The 19,704-nt window shown below is 64.4% G+C and carries 19 protein-coding genes; 7 read left to right on the top strand and 12 right to left on the bottom strand.

Annotated features, from left to right (window positions below; genetic code table 11):
* Positions 1–212 precede the first annotated feature (212 nt).
* The gene (locus G015_RS0109490; protein ID WP_020146579.1) at positions 213–602 is read left to right on the top strand and encodes a hypothetical protein; all 390 of its coding nucleotides are present in this window, start codon (positions 213–215) and stop codon (positions 600–602) included.
* Between the two features lie 234 nt (positions 603–836).
* Here G015_RS0109490 and G015_RS0109485 read toward each other — a convergent pair whose 3' ends face one another.
* The 11 genes from G015_RS0109485 to G015_RS0109435 form a co-directional block, all read right to left on the bottom strand.
* The gene (locus G015_RS0109485; protein ID WP_018137717.1) at positions 837–2,129 is read right to left on the bottom strand and encodes an NAD(P)/FAD-dependent oxidoreductase; all 1,293 of its coding nucleotides are present in this window, start codon (positions 2,127–2,129) and stop codon (positions 837–839) included.
* A gap of 14 nt (positions 2,130–2,143) precedes the next feature.
* Positions 2,144–2,458: a c-type cytochrome gene (locus G015_RS0109480; RefSeq protein WP_020146578.1), complete on the bottom strand. Its 315-nt coding sequence runs from the start codon at positions 2,456–2,458 to the stop codon at positions 2,144–2,146.
* 623 nt (positions 2,459–3,081) lie between these two features.
* Entirely contained in the window at positions 3,082–3,552 is a 471-nt protein-coding gene (locus tag G015_RS0109475) for a DsrE/DsrF/DrsH-like family protein (RefSeq protein ID WP_018994867.1), read from the bottom strand.
* A gap of 39 nt (positions 3,553–3,591) precedes the next feature.
* Positions 3,592–3,759, bottom strand: a complete 168-nt coding sequence (locus G015_RS14320) for a hypothetical protein (RefSeq protein ID WP_018994866.1) — start codon at positions 3,757–3,759, stop codon at positions 3,592–3,594.
* A gap of 33 nt (positions 3,760–3,792) precedes the next feature.
* Positions 3,793–4,335, bottom strand: coding sequence for a methyl-accepting chemotaxis protein (locus G015_RS0109465; protein WP_020146577.1), 543 nt, complete (start codon positions 4,333–4,335; stop codon positions 3,793–3,795).
* Positions 4,335–4,922: a DUF302 domain-containing protein gene (locus G015_RS0109460; RefSeq protein WP_020146576.1), complete on the bottom strand. Its 588-nt coding sequence runs from the start codon at positions 4,920–4,922 to the stop codon at positions 4,335–4,337. The genes G015_RS0109465 and G015_RS0109460 overlap by 1 nt, the downstream gene beginning before the upstream one ends.
* A 99-nt stretch (positions 4,923–5,021) precedes the next feature.
* The gene (locus G015_RS0109455) at positions 5,022–5,672 is read right to left on the bottom strand and encodes a division plane positioning ATPase MipZ (protein ID WP_018137711.1); all 651 of its coding nucleotides are present in this window, start codon (positions 5,670–5,672) and stop codon (positions 5,022–5,024) included.
* Positions 5,673–5,754: 82 nt separating this feature from the next.
* Positions 5,755–6,213 carry a sulfur globule family protein gene (locus G015_RS0109450; RefSeq protein WP_051088997.1) on the bottom strand — a complete coding sequence of 153 codons (459 nt, stop codon included), beginning with the start codon at positions 6,211–6,213 and terminating at the stop codon, positions 5,755–5,757.
* Between the two features lie 547 nt (positions 6,214–6,760).
* Entirely contained in the window at positions 6,761–7,450 is a 690-nt protein-coding gene (locus tag G015_RS0109445; RefSeq protein ID WP_018137709.1) for a hypothetical protein, read from the bottom strand.
* Positions 7,451–7,486: 36 nt separating this feature from the next.
* The gene (locus G015_RS0109440; RefSeq protein ID WP_020146574.1) at positions 7,487–11,563 is read right to left on the bottom strand and encodes an efflux RND transporter permease subunit; all 4,077 of its coding nucleotides are present in this window, start codon (positions 11,561–11,563) and stop codon (positions 7,487–7,489) included.
* A 25-nt stretch (positions 11,564–11,588) separates the two neighbouring features.
* Positions 11,589–12,695, bottom strand: a complete 1,107-nt coding sequence (locus tag G015_RS0109435) for an efflux RND transporter periplasmic adaptor subunit (protein WP_018175521.1) — start codon at positions 12,693–12,695, stop codon at positions 11,589–11,591.
* A gap of 496 nt (positions 12,696–13,191) precedes the next feature.
* Between G015_RS0109435 and G015_RS0109430 the strand changes: the two genes are divergently transcribed.
* From G015_RS0109430 to G015_RS0109420, 3 genes are all read left to right on the top strand, one after another.
* Positions 13,192–14,556 (top strand): sigma-54-dependent Fis family transcriptional regulator, encoded by a 1,365-nt coding sequence (locus tag G015_RS0109430; protein ID WP_018137706.1) that lies wholly within the window; start codon positions 13,192–13,194, stop codon positions 14,554–14,556.
* 109 nt (positions 14,557–14,665) lie between these two features.
* Positions 14,666–14,986: a rhodanese-like domain-containing protein gene (locus G015_RS0109425; RefSeq protein ID WP_018137705.1), complete on the top strand. Its 321-nt coding sequence runs from the start codon at positions 14,666–14,668 to the stop codon at positions 14,984–14,986.
* Positions 14,987–14,992: 6 nt separating this feature from the next.
* The gene (locus G015_RS0109420; RefSeq protein WP_018137704.1) at positions 14,993–15,721 is read left to right on the top strand and encodes a glycosyltransferase; all 729 of its coding nucleotides are present in this window, start codon (positions 14,993–14,995) and stop codon (positions 15,719–15,721) included.
* Positions 15,722–15,738: 17 nt separating this feature from the next.
* Here the strand turns inward: G015_RS0109420 and G015_RS0109415 are convergent, their stop codons facing one another.
* A complete protein-coding gene (locus G015_RS0109415) occupies positions 15,739–16,662 on the bottom strand; it encodes an MBL fold metallo-hydrolase (protein ID WP_018993552.1) in 924 nt (307 codons plus the stop codon).
* 239 nt (positions 16,663–16,901) lie between these two features.
* On the opposite strand from G015_RS0109415, the gene dapC reads away from it, so the two are divergent.
* The 3 genes from dapC to G015_RS0109400 are packed head-to-tail and all read left to right on the top strand — an operon-like array spanning position 16,902 to position 19,294.
* Positions 16,902–18,095, top strand: a complete 1,194-nt coding sequence (gene dapC / locus G015_RS0109410; RefSeq protein WP_018137702.1) for a succinyldiaminopimelate transaminase — start codon at positions 16,902–16,904, stop codon at positions 18,093–18,095.
* A 31-nt stretch (positions 18,096–18,126) separates the two neighbouring features.
* Complete coding sequence (gene dapD / locus G015_RS0109405) at positions 18,127–18,948, top strand: 2,3,4,5-tetrahydropyridine-2,6-dicarboxylate N-succinyltransferase (RefSeq protein WP_017925459.1); 822 nt, start codon at positions 18,127–18,129, stop codon at positions 18,946–18,948.
* Positions 18,941–19,294, top strand: a complete 354-nt coding sequence (locus G015_RS0109400; RefSeq protein ID WP_020146573.1) for an ArsC family reductase — start codon at positions 18,941–18,943, stop codon at positions 19,292–19,294. Before dapD ends, G015_RS0109400 begins: the two co-directional genes overlap by 8 nt.
* Positions 19,295–19,704: the final 410 nt, after the last annotated feature.

Raw genomic sequence — 19,704 nt, 5'->3', positions numbered from 1 at the left:
CCAGGCGCGCAGCGCCGCCGCTATCCTTCCGGGCGCGCCATACTTCAGAGAGAGGGCATCCAGATCCGGGTGCCCTTTTTCATTTGCAGGAAGCCCCAAGAAACCGAACCGCCGGATGAACGCGGCGGCCCGGCCGACCAAGCAAACAGCCCCTCATGTACCAGACCACTGCCCCCGCTCCCGACTCCATCCCCGGCCTCCGTCCCTGCTGGATGGATGCGCTGATCACACCAAAGGCCTCTACCCACCTGCGGCACGTCGCCCTGGGCCTGGTGCTGGCGATCGCCCTGCTGGCCGCGGAGCTTGAAGCCGCGGCGGCGGGCTGGATCCTGCTCGGCCTGCTGGGCTCGGTCGCGGTGCTGGCCCTCTCGGTCGATCCGCGCTGGCTCTACCGCATGGCCTATCCGGGCGTGGTCGTACTGGCGGTGGCCGTCGCCGTACCCACCGCCTATGCCGCCTACATCCTGGGTTTGGCCGGGGCCGTCGCACCGGCGACCGTGTTCGCCCTGATCGCCCTGGCGGCCACACTGTTAGGCCCCGAGGAAGGCAGCCGCTGGCTGGAGCGCTGCAGCCGCGAAGAGGACCGCCTGCGCCGCACCTGATCAGCACGGGCACCTTTCCCGCCCCACCAGGCCAGCCAGCAGCCAGTCACGTGACGAGCTCCCCTGGAACCATCTGGCACGGTTCAAAGCACCGAAATTGGCGGGTCGACCTCCGGACGCCCCTGGAGCTGGAGCTGAAGATCCCCTGGCGAACGCGTAGCCGAAACCGCAAGCACAAAAAAGCCGGACACCCCGTCAAGGGGATGCCCGGCGCAATCCAACAGCCGAGGCGGACTAGCCCCAGATGTCGTAGGTGATGCCCTTGTACCAACCTCGGGTGTATTCGGCTTCCCGCTTCCTGAAATCCGCGCTCTCGCCGGAGGGACTCACGCCCCCTGAACCGTCCACACCCGCCTGAGCTCCATCCTTGTATTGATACACGGCCGCAACACTGACCCCATGATCGGGCGTAATCAAGCTGTAGCAGGTGTTGGCGGACGAGGGATCGAAGGGCTCCTGATCCATCAGTTCGCGCACGATCGCCGCGGCGACGATCTTGCCCTGGTTGTTGGCCGAATGACCGGACTTCGGCATGGCACCGGCCACGCTCGAATCCCCCAGTACGTAGATGTTGTCGTCCATGTCCGACTTGAAGGTGCGCTGATCCACCGGGACCCAGCCCTCGTCATTGGTCAGGCCGACATCGTGGGCAATCTTCGCCGCATGCTGATGCGGTATGAAGTTCATCACGTCGGCCTTCACCCGCTCGAAGCCCTCTTCGGTGATCGCCATCTTCTCGCCAACGTCGATCTCCTGGACGTTGCCACCGTCGGACGCACCACGCCACTCGATCATGTCGCCGTAGTGCTCTTCCCAGCCTTCCTCGAACAGGCCCTGCTTGGAGAAGTTGTCCTTGGCGTCGAGCACGATGATCTTGGATTTGGGCTTTTCCTGTTTGAAGTAATGCGCGATGAGCGAGACACGTTCGTACGGCCCCGGCGGGCAGCGGAACGGGTTTGGTGGGGCGACCATCACGAACACGCCGCCATCCGGCATGTCGGTCAGTTGCGAACGCAAGATGCGGGTCTGCTCCCCGGCCTTCCAGGCGTGCGGGATCGCCTCGGCGTCGTCTTCGGAAATCCCTTCGACCGCGTCATAGCGAAAGTCGATACCCGGCGACATCACCAGCTTGTCGTACTTGACCTCGTCGCCTCCGGCCAAGTGGACGCGGCGCTTGTCCGCATCCACGGCCGTCACCGAATCGGCCACGACCTTGATCCCGTGCCGGTCACGCAGGGCGTCGTACGTCTGGGCGATATTGTCCATGTCCTCGAACCCCGCGATCACCCAGTTACTGCCGTAACAGGTGTGGTAGGTCGAATTGGGCTCGATAAGGGTCACGTCCAGCCCCGGAGAAAACGTCTTCAGGTACTTGGCGGCCGTTGCCCCACCCGAACCGCCGCCGACCACGACGATACGTGCGCCATTGGAATAACCACCGGCGATCGCGCCACTGACCCCTGTGACGGAAGCCAGACTCGTAATGCCGAACGCCTGCAAGAAGCGGCGTCGATTGAACTGTTGCATGATGGACCCCCTGTTCAGAATCGGGCGAAGTACGACGCCATGGCGTCGATTTCTTCGTCGGTGTAACCCTTGGCGTGACGATCCATGATCGTCGCGTCACGATCGCCATCACGGAATGCCCGCATCTGATTGGCAATCAACTCCGGTGACAGACGAGCGAGATCCGGTACGCCTTCTTCGGCACCCGCGGCGTTGTGACATGCCTTGCACGACGCCGCCATTAGCTGCCCTCGAGTCACTTCGTCGTTATCCGCCAGCGCGGTGCCACACACCGCGGCGGTCATCAGCAACGAGGCTGCAAGCCCCGCCAGATAGATATGTGCCTTCATTGAACAAACTCCTCCACTTTGCGTGAATACATTCATCTCGACAGCCCTCTGTAGCTGCCTTCCTCCTCGATCCCGGTGTTGGTCCCGGGTTGAATGGTTTGGTATTCCGTATCCGGCCTCGTGTCATGCCCACCTGTGTGCCGGAAGACCCCTGGCAACCCGCCAAAAAAGGGTCGGGCTTACATACCCGACCCAAGCGACGGAGAACAATCATGTTGCCGGTTCGCAGCGGAACCGCCGGCATCCTGGCCGGACAACATGCTTCCTTCCGACAGCCGGCTTGTCCGCAAAACTCAAGCCGGCCACTGACCCTTGTTTCCGCACGAACGCTGCACGCCCCTCTCCAGGAGGGAGGGTGCCACCAACGCTTCAATGGCAGGGGGTCCATTCGCGGTGATGAATTCGCGGGCCAAGGGTCTCGGCCTTGTCCTTGGGGCCGACAGCAAACTTCACGCCAGCTTAATAAACAACTCTTAATCCGTGAGTTACAGGTTATGTGGAAGCGGACAGGCGTTGCAGATCGCATCGTTGTTGCAACGCTTTTGCAACAGCACTCCCAAACGTTCGAATATATACATCCATTACTTCTTCAGAATGAAAGACGATGTTTCCGCGGGAGATTGTCATATGAACAGGCAGATATCGGAGTCCCCGGCGAACTCAAAAAAAGCCGCCGCACCCGCGTATTCCAGTCCGTCGATGAACTCGTCGGTGTCCATGTCGAAGAGGTCTACGGTCATCTGGCACGCGATCATGCGCACGTCGGCCTCCAGACACATCTCGCGCAGGTCCTCGAGATCGGAGACCCCCTTCGCGGCCATCTTCTTTTTCATCATGGTCGTCATCATGCGCTGCATGCCCGGCAGCCCCTGGAGCATCACCGGCATGGGCATGGGCATCGGCATCCCCGGGTTGCCCAGCGACGTGACCTGCAGGTCCATCTTCTTGCGCAGCAGCTGCAGCCCGTAAAAGGTGAAGAACACTTCCACTTCGTAGCCGAGCGCGGCCGCCGTCGAGGCCAGGATGAACGGGGGATAACCCCAGTCCAGACTGCCCTTGGTGGCGATAATCGCCAGCTTCTTCTGCTCGCTCATAAGAGACTTCCTTTGATTTCGTAAAAAGCAGACCCTCGCCTACATGGGTCCTCGGTTGCCCCCGTCCGCTTTCGCGCGGCGCGTTCGATTCCAGTCGCGGATCATGGTGCAGCCCACGCACAAGCCGAGGGCCGCCAGCGTGCCCCAGATGGATATGGGGACCATCACCATCGCCAGTACAAAAAGAACCCAGGCCATCACGGTCATTGTTTTCTCCTCGGCTCCCTGGAAGCCGGTCGGTCAGTGGGGCATCCAGGGCCCCGGGGGCCCGCCACCCTGAAACGGGTTGAACATGTTCATCGTGCCCATCGGTCCGCCCACGTTTCGGTTCAGGTTCCACATGTCCCGCTGCATGCCGGACGTGGAGGCGGCCATCAGCTCGGTATCGCGCGTCATCGAGGCAATGCTGAGCTGCATCGCCGCGGTGTCCTCGCTGATGGTCCCGACATGGCTGTCCACCCGTTCCATGCTGGCGGCGATCTGCTGCATTCGTTCGTCTACATCCGACATGTGCCCCGCGATCACGGAGAGATCGCGATCGACCACACGCGTCATCTTGCTAATCTCCTCGGTCAGCCGGCTGACGTCGTTGGTGAGACTGGTGATCAGCCAGAACCCGTAAATCGCCAGGATGATGAAGGCCGTCAGGGCCGAGTACACGACAAGCTCCAGTCGTCGGGCCCTCAGATAGGCCTCATCCGCCTCCTCCGCAATACGTTCGTACTCCGGCGGATCAACGCCGGGCCCATGGGACGTTCTCGCATAGGGGTCCTCAGTCGACATCAGAACTCACCCCGTGCGGCGCGATCGATGATGGTCTCGAGCGACTCTTGGACAAACAGCGCCTGTTCGTAGAGTTCTTCCGGCAACGGCCGGCCACCGTGGATCATCGGATCGAGGTTCAGCGTCATCAGCCAGAGCTGGCCCTGTTCGTCTTCCTGGAGCACGATGCGGCAGGGGAGATAGGCCGCCATGGCCTGGCTGTGCCGCACCATCTGCGCGGCGATTCTCGCGTCGCAGAACATGTAGATCTTCAGGAACGGGAAGTCTTCACCAGTAACGTTACGCACCTCCTCGCTCATCGGCATTTCGCCAACGTTGGCAATATTCAGTTCGTTGGCGACCATCCTCAGCGTGTCTTCCACCTCGCCAACGTCCAGGCCTTCTTCGACCTTTCTCTTGTATACCGTGGCCTCGGCCATATCGCCGGTTTCCAGCACCGTGCGCGCCATGCGCGCGTAGACCGTCGTGGCCTGTGAATCGAGGGCCCGAGCGCCCCCGGCGTAGGGTTGAAGAACGTAGATCGCATAGCCGACAGCGATCACGGCCAGCAGGCCGATAATGGCCAGTACATTCCAGATCACTCGCATGCCTCTATCCTCCTTTGGTGCCTTGTCAGGCTTGTTGTGAGAGCGGCGCGTCTTGTTGTTCGTATTCGCGGTCTCGCTTGCACTGTTGGTCGTCCGGCTCTACTTCCGGCGCCGCCGCCCGGGCTTGCCGAATAACGCGATCGCCAGGGCCTCCAGTTCCCGTGAAGCCTTGCCACGGGGTTCCAATTCGCGCACGGACAGTCCTTCGCTGAACGAACGACGAAACGCCATGCGTTGTTTCAATCGGGGAGCGAGTCGTTTCACGCCCGGGATCTGCCCCAGTGCGTCAAAGGTCTCGTCGGTTTCACGGACCGCCTGGTGCGTATCCGCTCGGTTAATGAACACCAGGATTTGCGGACGTCCGTCCGTCTGGTGTGACTCCTGTACCCGGCGCACGAAACGCTGGGTGGACCAGACATCGGCCTGACTCGGGGGGACGGGGATCAACAAGCGATCCGCACTCTCCAAAGCCTCGAACAAGGACCCCATGTCGGATGCACCCACATCGACGAGGATCTCCTGCCAAGCCTGCTGACCCTGTTCCGCAACCGCCTTGAGCGACGTTGCATGCTCCAGCGCAGGTATGTAGCCCTCTTCCTCGCGAACCTCCAGGACATCGGTAAGGGTCCCCTGGGGATCCAGATCAACCGTGCATACCGAGCGCCCCTGCTCGAGCAGCCAGAGTGCGAGATTGAAGGTAACGGTGCTCTTGCCCGTACCGCCTTTCAGATTGGCTACGACGGTGCGCATGCATACTCCCGCGGTTCAGCGTGTTGCCTGGGGAAAAATGGGCCCGCCCCTGGTGGACGGGCCCCACGGATGACCGGCAACCTCAGTTGCGGTCACCCTCGCCCTGCGGCATCTGCTGCTGCGGCATCTGCTGCTGCATCGGGCCGCCATAGCCCGGGCCCCAGCCGTAGCCAGGATGGCCGTAGTAACCCGGGCCATAACCATGCCCGTGACCATAGCCATGACCGCGGCCGTGACCGTGACCATAGCCATGGCCGTGACCGCGACCGCGGGCGGAGAAGTCAAAGTCGCCCATCATGTCGCTCATCATGTCGCCCATGCCCCAGCCACGGCCGTAGCCCGGGCCGCCGAAGAACGGCGTGCCGTAACCCGGGCCGTAGTGCCCCGGGCCGTAGTGCCCCGGGCCGAAATGCCCAGGACCAGGACCATAGCCGTAACCCGGGCCATAACCGGGCCCGCCCCACTGGGCAGATGCCATCATCGGAACGGCCAGGCCGCCCATGGAAACCGCAAGAACGGCTGCTTTAATGAAAGTCTTCATGGTGTTCCCTCCATTTGGAGTGTGTTGCCCTCGATATTCGTGACGCCGGGACGAAGAGGGCGGTCCCGCACCGGCGCTTTACTTATGCCCTCAGGGTGTGAACGGAAACCCGCCCATACCCCACGGCATCATCCAGGGGAATGGCCCACCAGCTGGGCCTCCCCATCCACCGGGCCCGAAAGGTCCGGGGTACGCCCCGTAAGGGCCCGGATACCCGGAATACGGACCTCCATGTCCGTGGTAACCCCATTGGGGTTGACCGGGGTGAGTCCGTGGTGCCAGCACGTCGGCACGCTCCCGAGTTCTGGTGGGGTCGTAGTCCGGGTCCGGGAACTGCAACCTGGGCTGCGCCGCCTCCGCGGCTGGGAACTCCGGCGCCGGCGCCACGCCGGCCCAGGGGTTCACACGCTCGCGCGCCTCGACACTGGCACCGGAGACCCCCCAGGCCAGAACGACGGCCACGAGCAGCCCGAGGACAGGCTTGCCCCTTCCGGCTGCCAGCCCGCGAGCGCATGAACCGATGTGCACGGCGTTCACCATCGGTCGCTCAGTAGCCGCCCTGCTCTTCCATAGCCTCGCGGCGCTCGCGCATGGCCTCCATGCGTTTTTCGCGCTGGCGTTCCATCTCTTCCATGTACGCCTCGCGGCCCTTTTCCATGGCTTTCATTCGGGCTTCGTGCATGGCCTGCATCTCTTCCATGTACTCCTGGCGCTCGGCGTGCTGCTTCTTGATGCGCTCGCGCATTTCTTCCGGCATGTCCTCGGGCAGGTCATCCGGATCGAACTCGGGCATGGAGCCATATCCCGGCCCGTGCATCGGGCCCGGCATGCCGTATTGCGGCTGCGGGCCGTAGCCGTGTCCGTAGCCGTGTCCGTATCCCGGCCCGTAGCCCGGATAGCCCTGGCCGTAGCCGTGGCCATAACCCTGTCCATGACCCTGGCCGTAGCCGCGGCCATAGCCGTGACCATGACTGCGACCGGACATGCCGAAGCCCATGTCGCCGGAGAACTGCCGCTGCTGCATCATCCCGCCGCCGGGATGACCGCCCCAGCCGTGTCCGCCCTGAGGCCCGTGGCCATAGGGACCCATGGGTGCGCCCTGCTGGGCCATCTGGCCACTGGCGCCGTCCTGGTCATTGGCATAGTCGTCGGCCTGGGCCGCACCCAACGCCAGGGCCGTGGCCATGGCGAGTCCGGTCAGCCCCGTGATCAACGGTTTTTCAAATGTTTTCTTCATTGCGTACCTCCAGATTGAATAGAGAATCGAGATCGTTCATTTCAGGCGGATCCCGCGTCGCCCGCGGCCTTTGGCGGATCCGCCACTGCTGCCCCCTGTACCCTTGCGCGCACCGCTCGAACGGCCCGCCGTACTGGAGGTCTTGCCTCCTTCTGATGCGGACGACTGGCTGGTCGCCTTCTTCTTGCTGGACTCGGAACTGGATGGGGTCTTGCCCGCCGGCTGGCCGGAGGCCGTAGTACCGGACCGGCTGGACGAGGACCTGGAAGAGGTCTTTGCAGACCGGCCACCGCTCTTCCCCGCTTGCGTCGGTTTCGTACTGGTCTTGCGCACTGTTTTCTGCTTTGTGGCCGGCGCGGCGCTCGTACGCCGGGAAGAACCCTGCCCGGAACCTGACTGCGCTTTCGCAGCGGGGGAGGTGTCCTCGTTCTTCGACTTCGTGCGACTGGATTTCGGCGGTGGTTCCGCGGGGGCCTCGGGGTGTTCCGGACCGACGGAGGAATCGGCCCCATTGGGGGCTTCGGCGGTCGACCCACCCGATGTGCGGGCCGGGCCCGAGCCCTGCGGGCCAGAACCGGAACCACCCGGTTGCGGACCCGCGCCGCCACTCGGCCCCCCCGGCCCACCGCCCCCGCGCCACCAGTTACGCAGCAGGCGGAAGATCGCCAGCGCCAGGTCCCGCATCCCTTCGAGGAATGCCAGCACGAGGCTCTTCAGATACAGGCCGGCCAACTGGACCGCCTGAGTAACCGGACCACCATCGCGCGGACCAAACAGGTCCTTCTGCTGACCCGAACCCAGGGGCGCCTGCCCAGGGCCGGCGGAATACGCGGCGTTACCACCGTCGGCATCGACCGTTGAGGGACAGAAAGCCCGCCGACCGGATATACAGCCCAGCGGGATCACTAGCAGGGTCAGCAGCGTGGCCACCACGGTGCCGAACATCAGCGAGATCGCCATGCCCTGGAAGATGGGATCGAACAAGATCACGCTGGACCCGGCCAGAAGCGCGAAGGCGGTGATGATGATCGGGCGCGTACGGGCCTGGCAGGCCATGATCATGGCCTCGCGCACGTCATGGCCCTGATCGACGGCCTGACGGCCGAAGTCCACCAGCAGTATGGAGTTGCGCACGATGATCCCCGCGAGGGCGATAAACCCGATCATCGAGGTCGCCGTGAACTCAGCGTTGAGCAGCCAATGGCCGGGGATGATCCCGATCAGCGTCAACGGGATCGGCGCCATGATGATGCCCGGCAAAACAAAGTTGCCGAACTCCCAGACGACCAGCATGTAGATCAGGATCAGCGCGATCGCGAAGGCGATGCCCATATCGCGGAAAGTCTCGTAGGTGACCGTCCACTCGCCGCCCCACTCGAATGCCACCGATCCGTCGTTGGCTGGCGGCCCGATCCAGTGCGGCTGCACTTCGCTGCCGTCCGGTGCCGTGTAGTCCGCGAGCTGCTGCTGGACCTCGAGCATGCCGTACACCGGCGCAGCCAGGCGCCCCACGACCTCGCCCGTCACATACTCCACCGGGCGCAGGTTCTTGTGGTAGATCGGCTCGTCCTGCGGGCGCTGGACGAAGCCACCCAGCTCGACCAGCGGGATCAGATCACCATTGCGCGACGCTACCGGGAGCAGCTCCATCTGCCGCACGTCTACCCGCTGTTCGTGTGGCAGCCGCAGCTGGATCAGGTGTGGCTCGACCAGGGACTGGGCTTTCACGTCGCCCACGAGCCGACCGTCGAGCGCGGTCTGCAGGGTGCGGTTGACCGCCTCCACCGTGACACCGCGACGCAGCGCCTTGTCTCGGTCGACTTCGAAGTGCCAAACGTTGTGCGGCGCCTGCAGGAAGGTGTCCACGTCGTCGATGTGCTCGGCACCGGCGAACATCTGCTCCAGATCGCGGGCAACCGTCCGCCGCGTACTGGCATCCGGCCCGTAGACCTCGGCGACCACCGACTGGAGCACCGGGGGGCCCGGCGGCATCTCGACCACCTGGATGCGAGCACCCGCGGCTGCCGCGAGCGGTGCGAGCCGCTCGCGCGCCTCCGTGGCGATCTCGTGGCTGGAGCGGCGGCGATCTCCTTTGTCCACCAGCTGCACCTGCAGATCGCCCTGCCAGGGCTTGTCCCTCAGGTAGTAGTGCCGCACAAGACCGTTAAAGTTGAACGGCGAAGCAGTCCCGACGTAGCTTTGCACGCCGGTGACTTCGTCGAAGCCGCGCAGCACACCGGCCATTTCCTCGCTCAGCGTGGCGGTCTCGGTCAGCGCCGTCCCCTCCGGGAAGTTGACCATCACCTGGAACTCGGGCTTGTTGTCCAGCGGCAGCATCTTCACGCGCACGTCAGTGGTGAAGAACAGGCTGACGACCAGGAAAAACACCAACACAATCCCGATCAGAAACGCGTAGCCGCGCCAGCGGTGATCGGCCAGCCCGGGTATCGCCCAGCGAAAGAACCCACCCAGTCGTTCGGCCTGGCGGTGCTCCTTCTCCGTCGCCTTGGCGAGATAGCCCATGCTGGGTCGCAGCCGTTGAGTCAGCCAGGGGGTAAAGACAAACGCGGCCACCAGAGAGAACAGCATCGCCACCGACCCCAGCACCGGGATCGGCTGCATGTACGGGCCCATCATTCCGGACACGAAGCCCATGGGCAGAAGCGCCGCGATTACGGTAAACGTGGCCAGAATCGTGGGATTGCCCACCTCGCGGACCGCATCAACCGAGGTCTCGGCATCGATCCCGCGTTTCATCAGCCAGCGGCGATAGATGTTTTCCACCACCACGATGGCATCGTCGACCAGGATCCCGATGGCAAAGATCAGGGCAAACAGGCTTACGCGGTCGATGGTGTATCCCAGCACCCATGCACTGAAGACCGTGAAAAGGATGACCACGGGGATGACCACCAGCACCACGATGGCCGCACGCACCCCGAGGAACAGCCCCACCAGGATGGTCACCGCAAACGTCGCGATGAAGAGCTTGAAGATCAGCTCGTTGACCTTGTCGTTGGCGGTCTTGCCGTAATCGCGCGAGACGGCGACCTCGACGTTGTCGGGGATGGTGTCGCCCTTGAGCTGCTCGAGGCGCTCCAGTACGCCGTTCGCCACCGTTACCCCGTTACTGCCTGGCTTCTTCGCAATCGCGAGCGTCACAGCGGCAGCACCATTCGCCGCTGCATCCGGGTCCGCGGCGGCGGCGCCGGAGTAGTGGCGCACGAACTGATCAACCTCGCCCGGGCCGTAGATCACCTCGGCCACGTCGCGCAGGTAGACCGGCTGCCCGTCGTCCACCGCCACCAGCAGTCTTTCCAGGTCCTGTGCCCCGGTGAAAAAGCGCCCCGTATACACCGGCGTGCTGAGGCCGCCGCTCTCGATGCGTCCAGCGGTGTCTTCCAGATTGGCCGCCTGGATCGCTTGCTCGACCTGATCCAGGCTCACCCCGAACCCGGTCAGGCGATCGGGCTGCACCTCTACCCGAAGCGTCTCTTTGCGACCGCTGACGACAAAGCTCTGGCTGGTATCGGGGACCTCATTCAGCTGCTGTTTGGCCTCCAGCGCAATCTGCCGCAGCAATGCATCGTCCACCTCGTGCGACCAGAAGGTCAGGTTCACGATCGGCACGTCATCCGCACCCTTGGCCCGAACCAGTGGCTCGCTGGCCCCGGGAGGGGTCAGATCGCGATGGGCCAGCAGCTTGTCATGCACCTTGACGATCGACGATTCCATATCCTCGCCGACGTCGAACTGCACGGTGACCATCGCCTCGCCCCGGTGAGAGACGGAGTACACGTTGTCCACGCCCGAAAGCTCGCTCATCAGGCGCTCCAGCGGCCGGGCGACCAGGCTGGCTACCTGCTCCGACGGCACGCCGGGATAGGTCACCATGATGTCGACCATCGGCACCGAGATCTGCGGGTCTTCCTGTCGCGGCGTGACGATGAGCCCGAGGATCCCGATCGCGATACTGGCCAGCAGCAGCAATGGCGACAGCGGCGAATGGATAAACGCGGCCGCCATGCGACCGGCGATGCCGGGCTGATGGTGGTGGTTGTCACCACCGTCTTCCGGCGACGATCCGGAGGGATTGTTGGTGTGTTCAGACATGCGTCGGTGTCGGTTCCTTCCTCACCTACATCTGCGCCCCGGGCGCGAGGCCCGGAGTAGCGGGAGGGTGGTGGTAGCCGGAGGCGCCAGGCGTCGCAGGGGCATGAGAAGGCCGCTGACGCTCGCCCTGCAGCAGGACGTACTCGCCAGGCTCCAAACCCGAGGTCACGACCACCTCGCCATCCCGCACCGCACCGAGCCGGACGGCCCGGATCCGGGACTGGCCTTCGCCGTCGACCACCGCGACGCGCGGCAGCGCCCCGCCCGGAATCAGCGCGCTCTGAGGGATCAGCGCATGGCCGGGTGCGCTGTCGGCTGATGGCAGACCGACCGAAACGTGCATACCCGGGCCTCCGGAGACGCCTCGTGGCAGATCGAACTGCACGGTCACGGTATGCCGACGCGGGTCAGCCATGGGGAAGATCCGGGACACCCGTGCCTGGACCGTGCCCCCGGCATCCAGGCGGGCGGGCACCACATCGCCCTCGGAAAAGGCGGCAACCAGGCGCACCGGTACCTGCGCTTCAATCCGCAGGTAATCGACATAGCCAAACGTGACCAGCGGCTGCCCGGGCTGAACGGTGTCGCCCGGTTCCACATGCTTGCGCATCAGCAATCCGTCGAACGGGGCCTCCGAACGCGTCTCGCGAATGGCCGCATCCAGTTCCTCCACTCGCGCCCGCGCCTGCTCCCAGCGGGCCTGGGCCTGATCGACGCCGACGTAACGGGAGTACAGGTCGGTATGCCGATCCAGCGAAGGATCACCGAACCCCATGAACTGCCCCATGGGCCGGGTGAACATCTGGTCGAACATCGAGGGCATACCCATGCCGGGCATCTGCCCCAGGCTGCGCGACTGAGGCGAGATCATCTCGCGCCCGTACTGCATGCGCGCTTCGTTGATCGCGGCCTCGGCCACCCGCATCTCGGACATGGCCGCGCGCCGCTGGGCCAGCAGACGGTCGTCGGAAATACGTGCCAGGAGCTCGTCCTGCTCGAAGCGATCGCCTTCGGCACCGGTGAGTTCCACGACCCGCCCCGCGGTCTGGGCGCTCAGGGTGACCTCGCGAAACGGAATAACGGTGCCACTGACCGTGCGGTATTCAGGAGCCGCCGCCCGGACCTCGACCATTTGACTGCTGGCGGCAGCCGTACCATAGGCACTCGCCAATATCGTGGCGAGCAGGGACAGGACCACAAGAGCAGCCCTCGATGACCTTGTCACGTTCTCCCTCCTACGCCGGACCCCGGGGCTCCGGCGAGCTCGACGTTCTTTATAAATAGCCCAATTTCGAAGAAACGGGCCTTTTGGCGGCCTGGACGCCTGGAGAGACAGGGAGAGATGACACCGCACCAGTTCGACAGCAGGCCCGCTTCATGCCGGGCGGAGGAAGCAGAGTCTATGCCAATATACGAAACTACTTATTTATCAATAAGTTCATCGATATTTTCTTATTTTTTAAACATGGTGTTGCAACAGGAATGCAACGATCCTGCAACGTACGCGCAACGTTCTGCTGCAATCAGAAAAGGCCTTGCATTTGCTGCCGGGACCATTGCCACCTTTACTTCACTGGCCGTATGCTCGAGACAAGACCTCGCACAAACAAAGCGGGGCGGGAGGAGACATGACCGGTACGGAGTTGGCGAAGATCTGCATACGGCACAGCCGCGATCCCCACCTGATCGTCGACCATCAGAATCAGGTCCTTTACGGAAATCCCGCCTTCTTCCAGCTATTCCGACTATCCGAAGACATACCCCTTTCCCTGGAGCATTTGGGCCCCGTCAACCTGCTTGCCGAATTGCATGCGGCTTCGCCCATGACCGCCACCGAAGTCCCGCCTCACCTCGACTTCAGCACCCGACTCGAACTGCACGGCGAAACCCTGCCGGTGCGCGTGATCACGCAGTCGATCCGCATGCAACGGGACGAACGCCTCCGCCTGTTGACCCTTCAGCCGCTGCGCAGGCGCCCCGACGAGAACTGCGAACCCCTGACCTCCAGAGAGGAGGCCCCGGAGGCTGCGTCGGCGGTTGTGGATCCAGTGCATCCGCTGGTTTCCCGGGACCCCGAATGCCGCAAAGCCCTGCACTTCGCCCGCAAGGTGGCGTCGAGTGACGTGCGGGTCGTGTTGCTGGGCGAATCGGGTACGGGCAAGACGCACGTCGCGCGGGCGATGCATGCCCACAGCCCGAGGGCATCCGAACCGTTCATCGAGGTGAACTGTGCGGCCATCCCCGAGGAACTCCTGGAGTCCGAGCTCTTCGGTCACATTCGGGGGGCATTCTCCGGCGCCATCAGCGACCGGGTGGGGCGTTTCGAAGCCGCAGACGGGGGCACGCTTTTTCTCGACGAAATCGGCGAGATGAGCCCGAAGCTGCAAGCCAAGCTTCTGCGCGCGGTGCAGGACGGTACGTTCGAACGTGTGGGGGAGAATCAGCCGCGTTCGGTAAACGTCAGGGTCATATCCGCATCCAATCGCGACCTGACGGCCATGGCCGCGAACAACCAGTTCCGCACCGACCTGTTCTATCGCCTGGCGGTGGCCAGTGTGTACCTGCCGCCACTACGGGAACGCCCGCTCGATCTCGCCGAAGCCATTTCCCAGTTCGAGCAGAGGCACCAGGTGGTTGTGGCCGACGCGTTGCGCAACAAGCTGCTGAACTATTCCTGGCCCGGCAACTTCCGCGAGATGGAAAATGTCTTCCAGTGCATGTGCTTGCGCGCCAAAAATGGGGTCATACATGACTTCCCACTCTCCGACCCTCTGGCCCCCGGCCTGGCCGGAATGCGGGAGGCCACCTCCAACCTGAACGCAGCGGCACAGGACTATGCCCCTGCCCCCTCGTCCCGGATGGAACACCCCGAAGCGCGACGGCTGCGCGAAGCCCTGGTTGCGAATTCCGGAAACCGCACCCGGGCCGCTCGCGCCCTGGGGATCGACCGCACCACACTCTGGCGCAAGATGCATCGTTACAATATGACCTAGCCACAATCTGATCGAGCCGCCGGACCTGGTCTGGGTCCCGAACCGACCGCCCCGATCGTCCGGGGCGGGGCTTTTCATGTCACACGCAACACACTAGACGGTCAATCGTATGCGCCAGATGTCCCCCCGGGAATTGCAGGATCACCTTGCCGAGACGGACCAGCCGCCGGTCCTGCTGGATGTACGCGAGCCCTGGGAATACCAGCGCTGTCGCATCGACGGCTCGAAGCTGCTCCCGATGGGCGAGATTCCGGCGGCGTACCAGGAGCTGAACCCGGACGACGAGATCGTGGTGATCTGTCACCACGGAGTTCGCAGCCAGCAGGTGTGCTGGTTTCTTCAGCGGGCCGGCTTCAGCAAGGTGATCAATCTGTCCGGCGGCATCGACGCCTGGGCGCGTGACGTCGACCCGCATATGGCGACCTACTGATACCCCGTGCGCGGGCTCCCGGCGCTGTCGGTCATCGTCCCGGCCTGGAACGAGGCACAGTGGCTTCCGCACACCCTGGCAGCCCTGCAGCAAGCCCTCGCGGACGTGGATCGACGAACCGAGATCATCGTAGTCGACAACGCCTCCACGGATTCCACCCCGCAGATCGCACAGCAAGCCGGCTGTCGCGTCGTGTTCGAGCCGGAGCGGCGCATAAGCCGCGCCCGCAACGCGGGTGCCCGGGCCGCCTGCGGCGATTACCTGCTGTTCGTTGATGCCGATACCTGGCCGGACGCCGATCTGATCCGCACGACACTCGACGCCCTGGACAGCGGCAAGGTCTGCGGCGGCGGCGCACGCGTCGCGTTCGATCACCTGACCCATCGCATCTACCGCTGGGGTGCGGCGGCCTGGAACACCCTGTCGGCGCGGCTGGGACTCGCCGCCGGCTGCTACGTCTTCTGCACCCGCGAGGCCTTCGAGGCAGTCGGGGGGTTCAGCGAGCGGGTTTATGCGGGCGAGGAGGTGTTCCTGTCGCGCGCGATGGCGCGCTGGGGCCGCCACCACGGGCAGCGGTTCCGGATGCTGGAGACACCCGTGTTGACCTCGGGACGCAAGGCGGACTGGTTCAGCCCCGCCCAGCACATCCTGGTGGTGCTGCAGGCCCTGCTACTGCCCTGGAGCCTGCGCTCGCGCCGGCTGGCCTGGTTCTGGTACACGCGCCCGAAGGGATGATGAGCGCCCGTTGAGCGCTACTGGCGACGGGCGGCGTCGAGACGCGCCATTAACGTGAGCAGGCGCATGATGTCCGGCGGTGCGGTATCGCCGCGATACTCGCGGTACAGCGTGTCCACGTTGACCGCGATCCGCTCGGCATCCCCCCAGTTGGCGTAGTCGCCCAGCGCGATGTCGAACGCGGCCTCCTCCGCCGGCATTCCGGCTTCGAAACGCGCCCGCGCCTGCGCATCGATGTACACCAGATAGTCACGCACGCGTCGGGCACCGGCCTTGTCGGTGATGGGCCCGTGGCCGGGCACAATCAGCTCGACATCCATCGCCAGGATCCGGTCGATCGCGGCGATCCAGTTGCCCACCGGGCCAGCCCACATGATGGGTGTCCCTTCGATGAACAGGATATCGCCGGTGTAGACGACCCGGTCAGCCGGCACATGCACCAGCACATCCCCCTGGGTGTGAGCGGGACCCACCTCGATCAGCTCCACGGCCTTGTCGCCTACCGTCAGATCGAGCCGCCCGGAAAAGGTGCGGGTCGGGAGTGTCAACTCCACTCCACCGAAATCGAACGCACCGAACGAGCGCTGCAGGTACTGCCCTACCTCGCCCATCGCGCCGCTTTGCGCCATCAGGCCGGCCAGCATCGCCGGCGGCAGCTCCGGCATCTCGTCGGCACTGGCCTGTGAAGCAATGATCTCGGCCTGGTGCACCAGGCGGTTGCCAAAGGTGTGGTCACCATTGGCATGCGTATTGACCAGGAGATTGATATCCCCCGCGGCGATCCCGGTCGCGGCATCCATTTGCGCGAGCATCTCGGCCGTCAGGCGCTCGTCGAACAAGGTGTCGACCAGCAGCGCCTCTTCGCCATCGCGGACCAACCCGGCATTGCTCCAGCCCCAGCCGCCATCGGGTTGCAGATAGGCCCAGGCGCCGTTCCCCAAGTCATGCAATCCCTTACGGTAGGCACTTGGGCCCCGCTTCCCCTGCGTCGTGTGGTCGTGGCTGCACGCCATGCATCGCTCCCGATCGGAAACGGCCAAGCCTGCCGCATGGCCAGCGCGAGAGCAAAACCAGTGCATCCACACTGGCCGCACAGGAAGCGAGTGGATCTCCCATTGGTGTTTGGCTCCGGTATACTGCGCGGTCTTTCGTTTCCCTCGAACACGACGCCCGAGCCGCCATGAACCCGCGCCTGGACCGGCTACAGCCCTATCCGTTTGAACGCCTGCGCCGGCTGTTCGCGGATCTGCAACAACCCGCCGACCGGGAGCCGATCGCCCTGTCGATCGGCGAGCCGCGTCATGCGCTGCCGGGGTTTGTCGAACCGGTGCTGCGCGACACCCTCCAGGGCTACAACCACTACCCCACCACCCGCGGCGAGCCCGCGCTGCGCGAGACCATCGCCGCGTGGCTGCAACGGCGGTTCCAGCTGGACGGAGTGGACGCCAACCGGCAGGTACTACCCGTCAGCGGTACCCGCGAGGCCCTGTTCGCGATCGCCCAGGCCGTCGTCGCAGAGAAGCCCAGGGCGCGCGTGCTGATGCCGAACCCCTTCTATCAGATCTACGAAGGTGCGGCCCTGCTGGCCGGGGCGGAGCCGGCCTTCTACGACCTGGCGCCGGAGAACGGCTATCTGCCCGATTTCTCCGCGGTCGATGCCGCGACCTGGGATGCGGTGCAACTGGTCTATATCTGCAACCCGGGCAATCCGGCCGGGGCCTGCATGTCCGAGTCGGCAATGCAGGAGCTGATCGGCCTCGCCGACCGGCACGACTTCGTGATTGCGGCGGACGAGTGCTACTCCGAGATCTACCACCCGGATGCCGAACCCCCGGGCGGACTACTCGGCGCGGCGGCCCGCATGGGCCGTACCGGCTTCGAGCGCTGTATCGTGTTCCACAGCCTGTCCAAGCGCTCCAACCTGCCGGGCCTGCGCTCGGGGTTCGTCGCCGGCGATGCCGAGCTGCTCGACCGCTTCGCGCTGTACCGCACCTATCACGGCTGCACCCTGCCGCCGCCCACGCAGGCGGTCAGTCGGGCGGCCTGGGCGGACGAGGCCCATGTCGCCGATAATCGCGCGCTGTACGCCGAAAAATTCGCCGCGGTCGTGCCGATCCTGCAGGAGGTCCTGGACGTGGAACCGCCCGCCGCGGGCTTCTATCTCTGGCCACGCGTGCCGGATGGCGACGACGAGGCCTTCGCCCGTCGCCTGTATGCCGAAGCCGGCGTCACGGTGCTGGCCGGACGTTACCTCTCCCGCAGCGACCCCGAGACCGGGCACAATCCCGGGGCCGGACACGTGCGCATGGCGCTGGTCGCCGAACCGGCGGCCTGCATCGAGGCGGCCGAACGCATCGCCGAACTATACAAATAACGAATTTTTAAACACTTAAAAGGACTGTTTCATGTCGGACATCAAGAGCATCATCGAGACCGCCTTCGAAAGCCGCGCCGAGATCAATCCGCGCAACGTGGAAACCAACGTGCGTGACGCCGTGAACGAGGCCATGGAGATGCTGGACAGCGGCCAGGCCCGCGTTGCCGAGAAAAAGGGTGGCGACTGGGTCGTCAACGAGTGGCTGAAGAAGGCCGTGCTGCTGTCGTTCCGCATTGCCGAGAACGAGTTCATCAAGGGCGGCTTCACCAACTACTACGACAAGGTACCGTCCAAGTACGCCGACACCTCCAGCCGCGACTTCCGCGAGGGCGGCGTGCGCGTCGTGCCGCCGGCCACCGCCCGTCGCGGCAGCTACATCGCTCCCAACGTGGTGCTGATGCCCTCCTACGTGAACATCGGCGCCTACGTCGACGAAGGCACGATGGTCGATACCTGGGCCACCGTCGGCTCCTGCGCGCAGATCGGCAAGAACGTGCACCTGTCCGGCGGCGTCGGCATCGGTGGCGTGCTGGAGCCACTGCAGGCCGCCCCGACCATCATCGAAGACAACTGCTTTATCGGTGCGCGCTCCGAGGTGGTCGAGGGCGTGATCGTCGAGGAAGGCGCCGTGATCTCGATGGGCGTGTACCTCGGCCAGTCGACCCGCATCTACGACCGCGAAAACGACGAGATCCTGTACGGCCGCGTGCCGGCAGGCGCGGTGGTGGTGCCGGGCAACCTGCCCTCGAAGGATGGCAAGTACTCGCTGTACTGCGCGGTGATCGTGAAGCGCGTAGACGAGAAGACCAAGGCCAAGGTCGGGCTGAACGCCCTGCTGCGCGATGTCTGATCTCGTCCTCTACGGGATCGCCAACTGCGACACCGTGCGCAAGGCACGCCGGGCGCTGGATGCGGCCGGCGTGGACTTCCGCTTTGTGGACTTTCGCAAGGACGGGCTCGAGGAGGCGCAGTTGCGCCACTGGGTGGATGCCGTTGGCTGGGAGACCCTGGTGAACCGGCGCGGTACTACCTGGCGCCAGCTCCCCGAGGATACGCGTGAGGCCATCGACCAGGAGCGTGCAATCGCCCTGATGCTCGAACATCCGACGCTGATCAAGCGCCCGGTCGTCGAGCGTGGCGACGACGTCTACGTTGGCTGGAATGCGGCGACCGCGCGTGAGCTTGGGGCTGGCTAACCGTTTCTAGCGGGCTCCGGCGCTCGTGGCTCTCGCCCGTTTCGTTTTGGCTGGGCCTCGTTCGGCATCTGGAGTTTACGGTGCCTTCGGCCGGCCGCCTGCCAGGCGCTGTCTCGCCAGCGCGCCGCGCCCGTTTTTGATCAACAACTGGCTTCTTTGCTCGTGCAAAGAAGTACCCAAGAAACACGCCCGACTGCCGCGACCCCGGCCCGCTGTGCGGGCCGGGGTTTCCCTCGCTCCGAGGGTTTTCGCGGGCGGCGCTGAAACTCGCTGCGCCTTCGGCTTCGCTCAAACAGTCAGCGCCCCCGTTTCTATTTTGAATCGTCCCGCGAAAACCCTCTCCACTCGGCGCGACGACAACGGGGGGAAGGTCAAGACAACAGCTGTCCCGACGATTGTGCTCACGGATG

The sequence above is a fragment of the Thioalkalivibrio sp. ALJ15 genome (assembly GCF_000383695.1).
Lineage (GTDB): Bacteria > Pseudomonadota > Gammaproteobacteria > Ectothiorhodospirales > Ectothiorhodospiraceae > Thioalkalivibrio.
This window is presented reverse-complemented; position numbering and strand designations above follow the sequence as displayed.

Coding starts and splice junctions, on each gene's coding strand:
- G015_RS0109485 (WP_018137717.1), bottom strand. CDS start 2,129: ATGCAACAGTTCAATCGACGCCGCTTCTTGCAGGCGTTCGGCATTACG.
- G015_RS0109445 (WP_018137709.1), bottom strand. CDS start 7,450: ATGAAGAAAACATTTGAAAAACCGTTGATCACGGGGCTGACCGGACTC.
- dapC (WP_018137702.1), top strand. CDS start 16,902: ATGAACCCGCGCCTGGACCGGCTACAGCCCTATCCGTTTGAACGCCTG.
- G015_RS0109450 (WP_051088997.1), bottom strand. CDS start 6,213: ATGAAGACTTTCATTAAAGCAGCCGTTCTTGCGGTTTCCATGGGCGGC.
- G015_RS0109480 (WP_020146578.1), bottom strand. CDS start 2,458: ATGAAGGCACATATCTATCTGGCGGGGCTTGCAGCCTCGTTGCTGATG.
- dapD (WP_017925459.1), top strand. CDS start 18,127: ATGTCGGACATCAAGAGCATCATCGAGACCGCCTTCGAAAGCCGCGCC.
- G015_RS0109435 (WP_018175521.1), bottom strand. CDS start 12,695: ATGGTCGAGGTCCGGGCGGCGGCTCCTGAATACCGCACGGTCAGTGGC.
- G015_RS0109455 (WP_018137711.1), bottom strand. CDS start 5,672: ATGCGCACCGTCGTAGCCAATCTGAAAGGCGGTACGGGCAAGAGCACC.
- G015_RS0109425 (WP_018137705.1), top strand. CDS start 14,666: ATGCGCCAGATGTCCCCCCGGGAATTGCAGGATCACCTTGCCGAGACG.
- G015_RS14320 (WP_018994866.1), bottom strand. CDS start 3,759: ATGACCGTGATGGCCTGGGTTCTTTTTGTACTGGCGATGGTGATGGTC.
- G015_RS0109400 (WP_020146573.1), top strand. CDS start 18,941: ATGTCTGATCTCGTCCTCTACGGGATCGCCAACTGCGACACCGTGCGC.
- G015_RS0109460 (WP_020146576.1), bottom strand. CDS start 4,922: ATGCGAGTGATCTGGAATGTACTGGCCATTATCGGCCTGCTGGCCGTG.
- G015_RS0109430 (WP_018137706.1), top strand. CDS start 13,192: ATGACCGGTACGGAGTTGGCGAAGATCTGCATACGGCACAGCCGCGAT.
- G015_RS0109465 (WP_020146577.1), bottom strand. CDS start 4,335: ATGTCGACTGAGGACCCCTATGCGAGAACGTCCCATGGGCCCGGCGTT.
- G015_RS0109440 (WP_020146574.1), bottom strand. CDS start 11,563: ATGTCTGAACACACCAACAATCCCTCCGGATCGTCGCCGGAAGACGGT.
- G015_RS0109490 (WP_020146579.1), top strand. CDS start 213: ATGGATGCGCTGATCACACCAAAGGCCTCTACCCACCTGCGGCACGTC.
- G015_RS0109475 (WP_018994867.1), bottom strand. CDS start 3,552: ATGAGCGAGCAGAAGAAGCTGGCGATTATCGCCACCAAGGGCAGTCTG.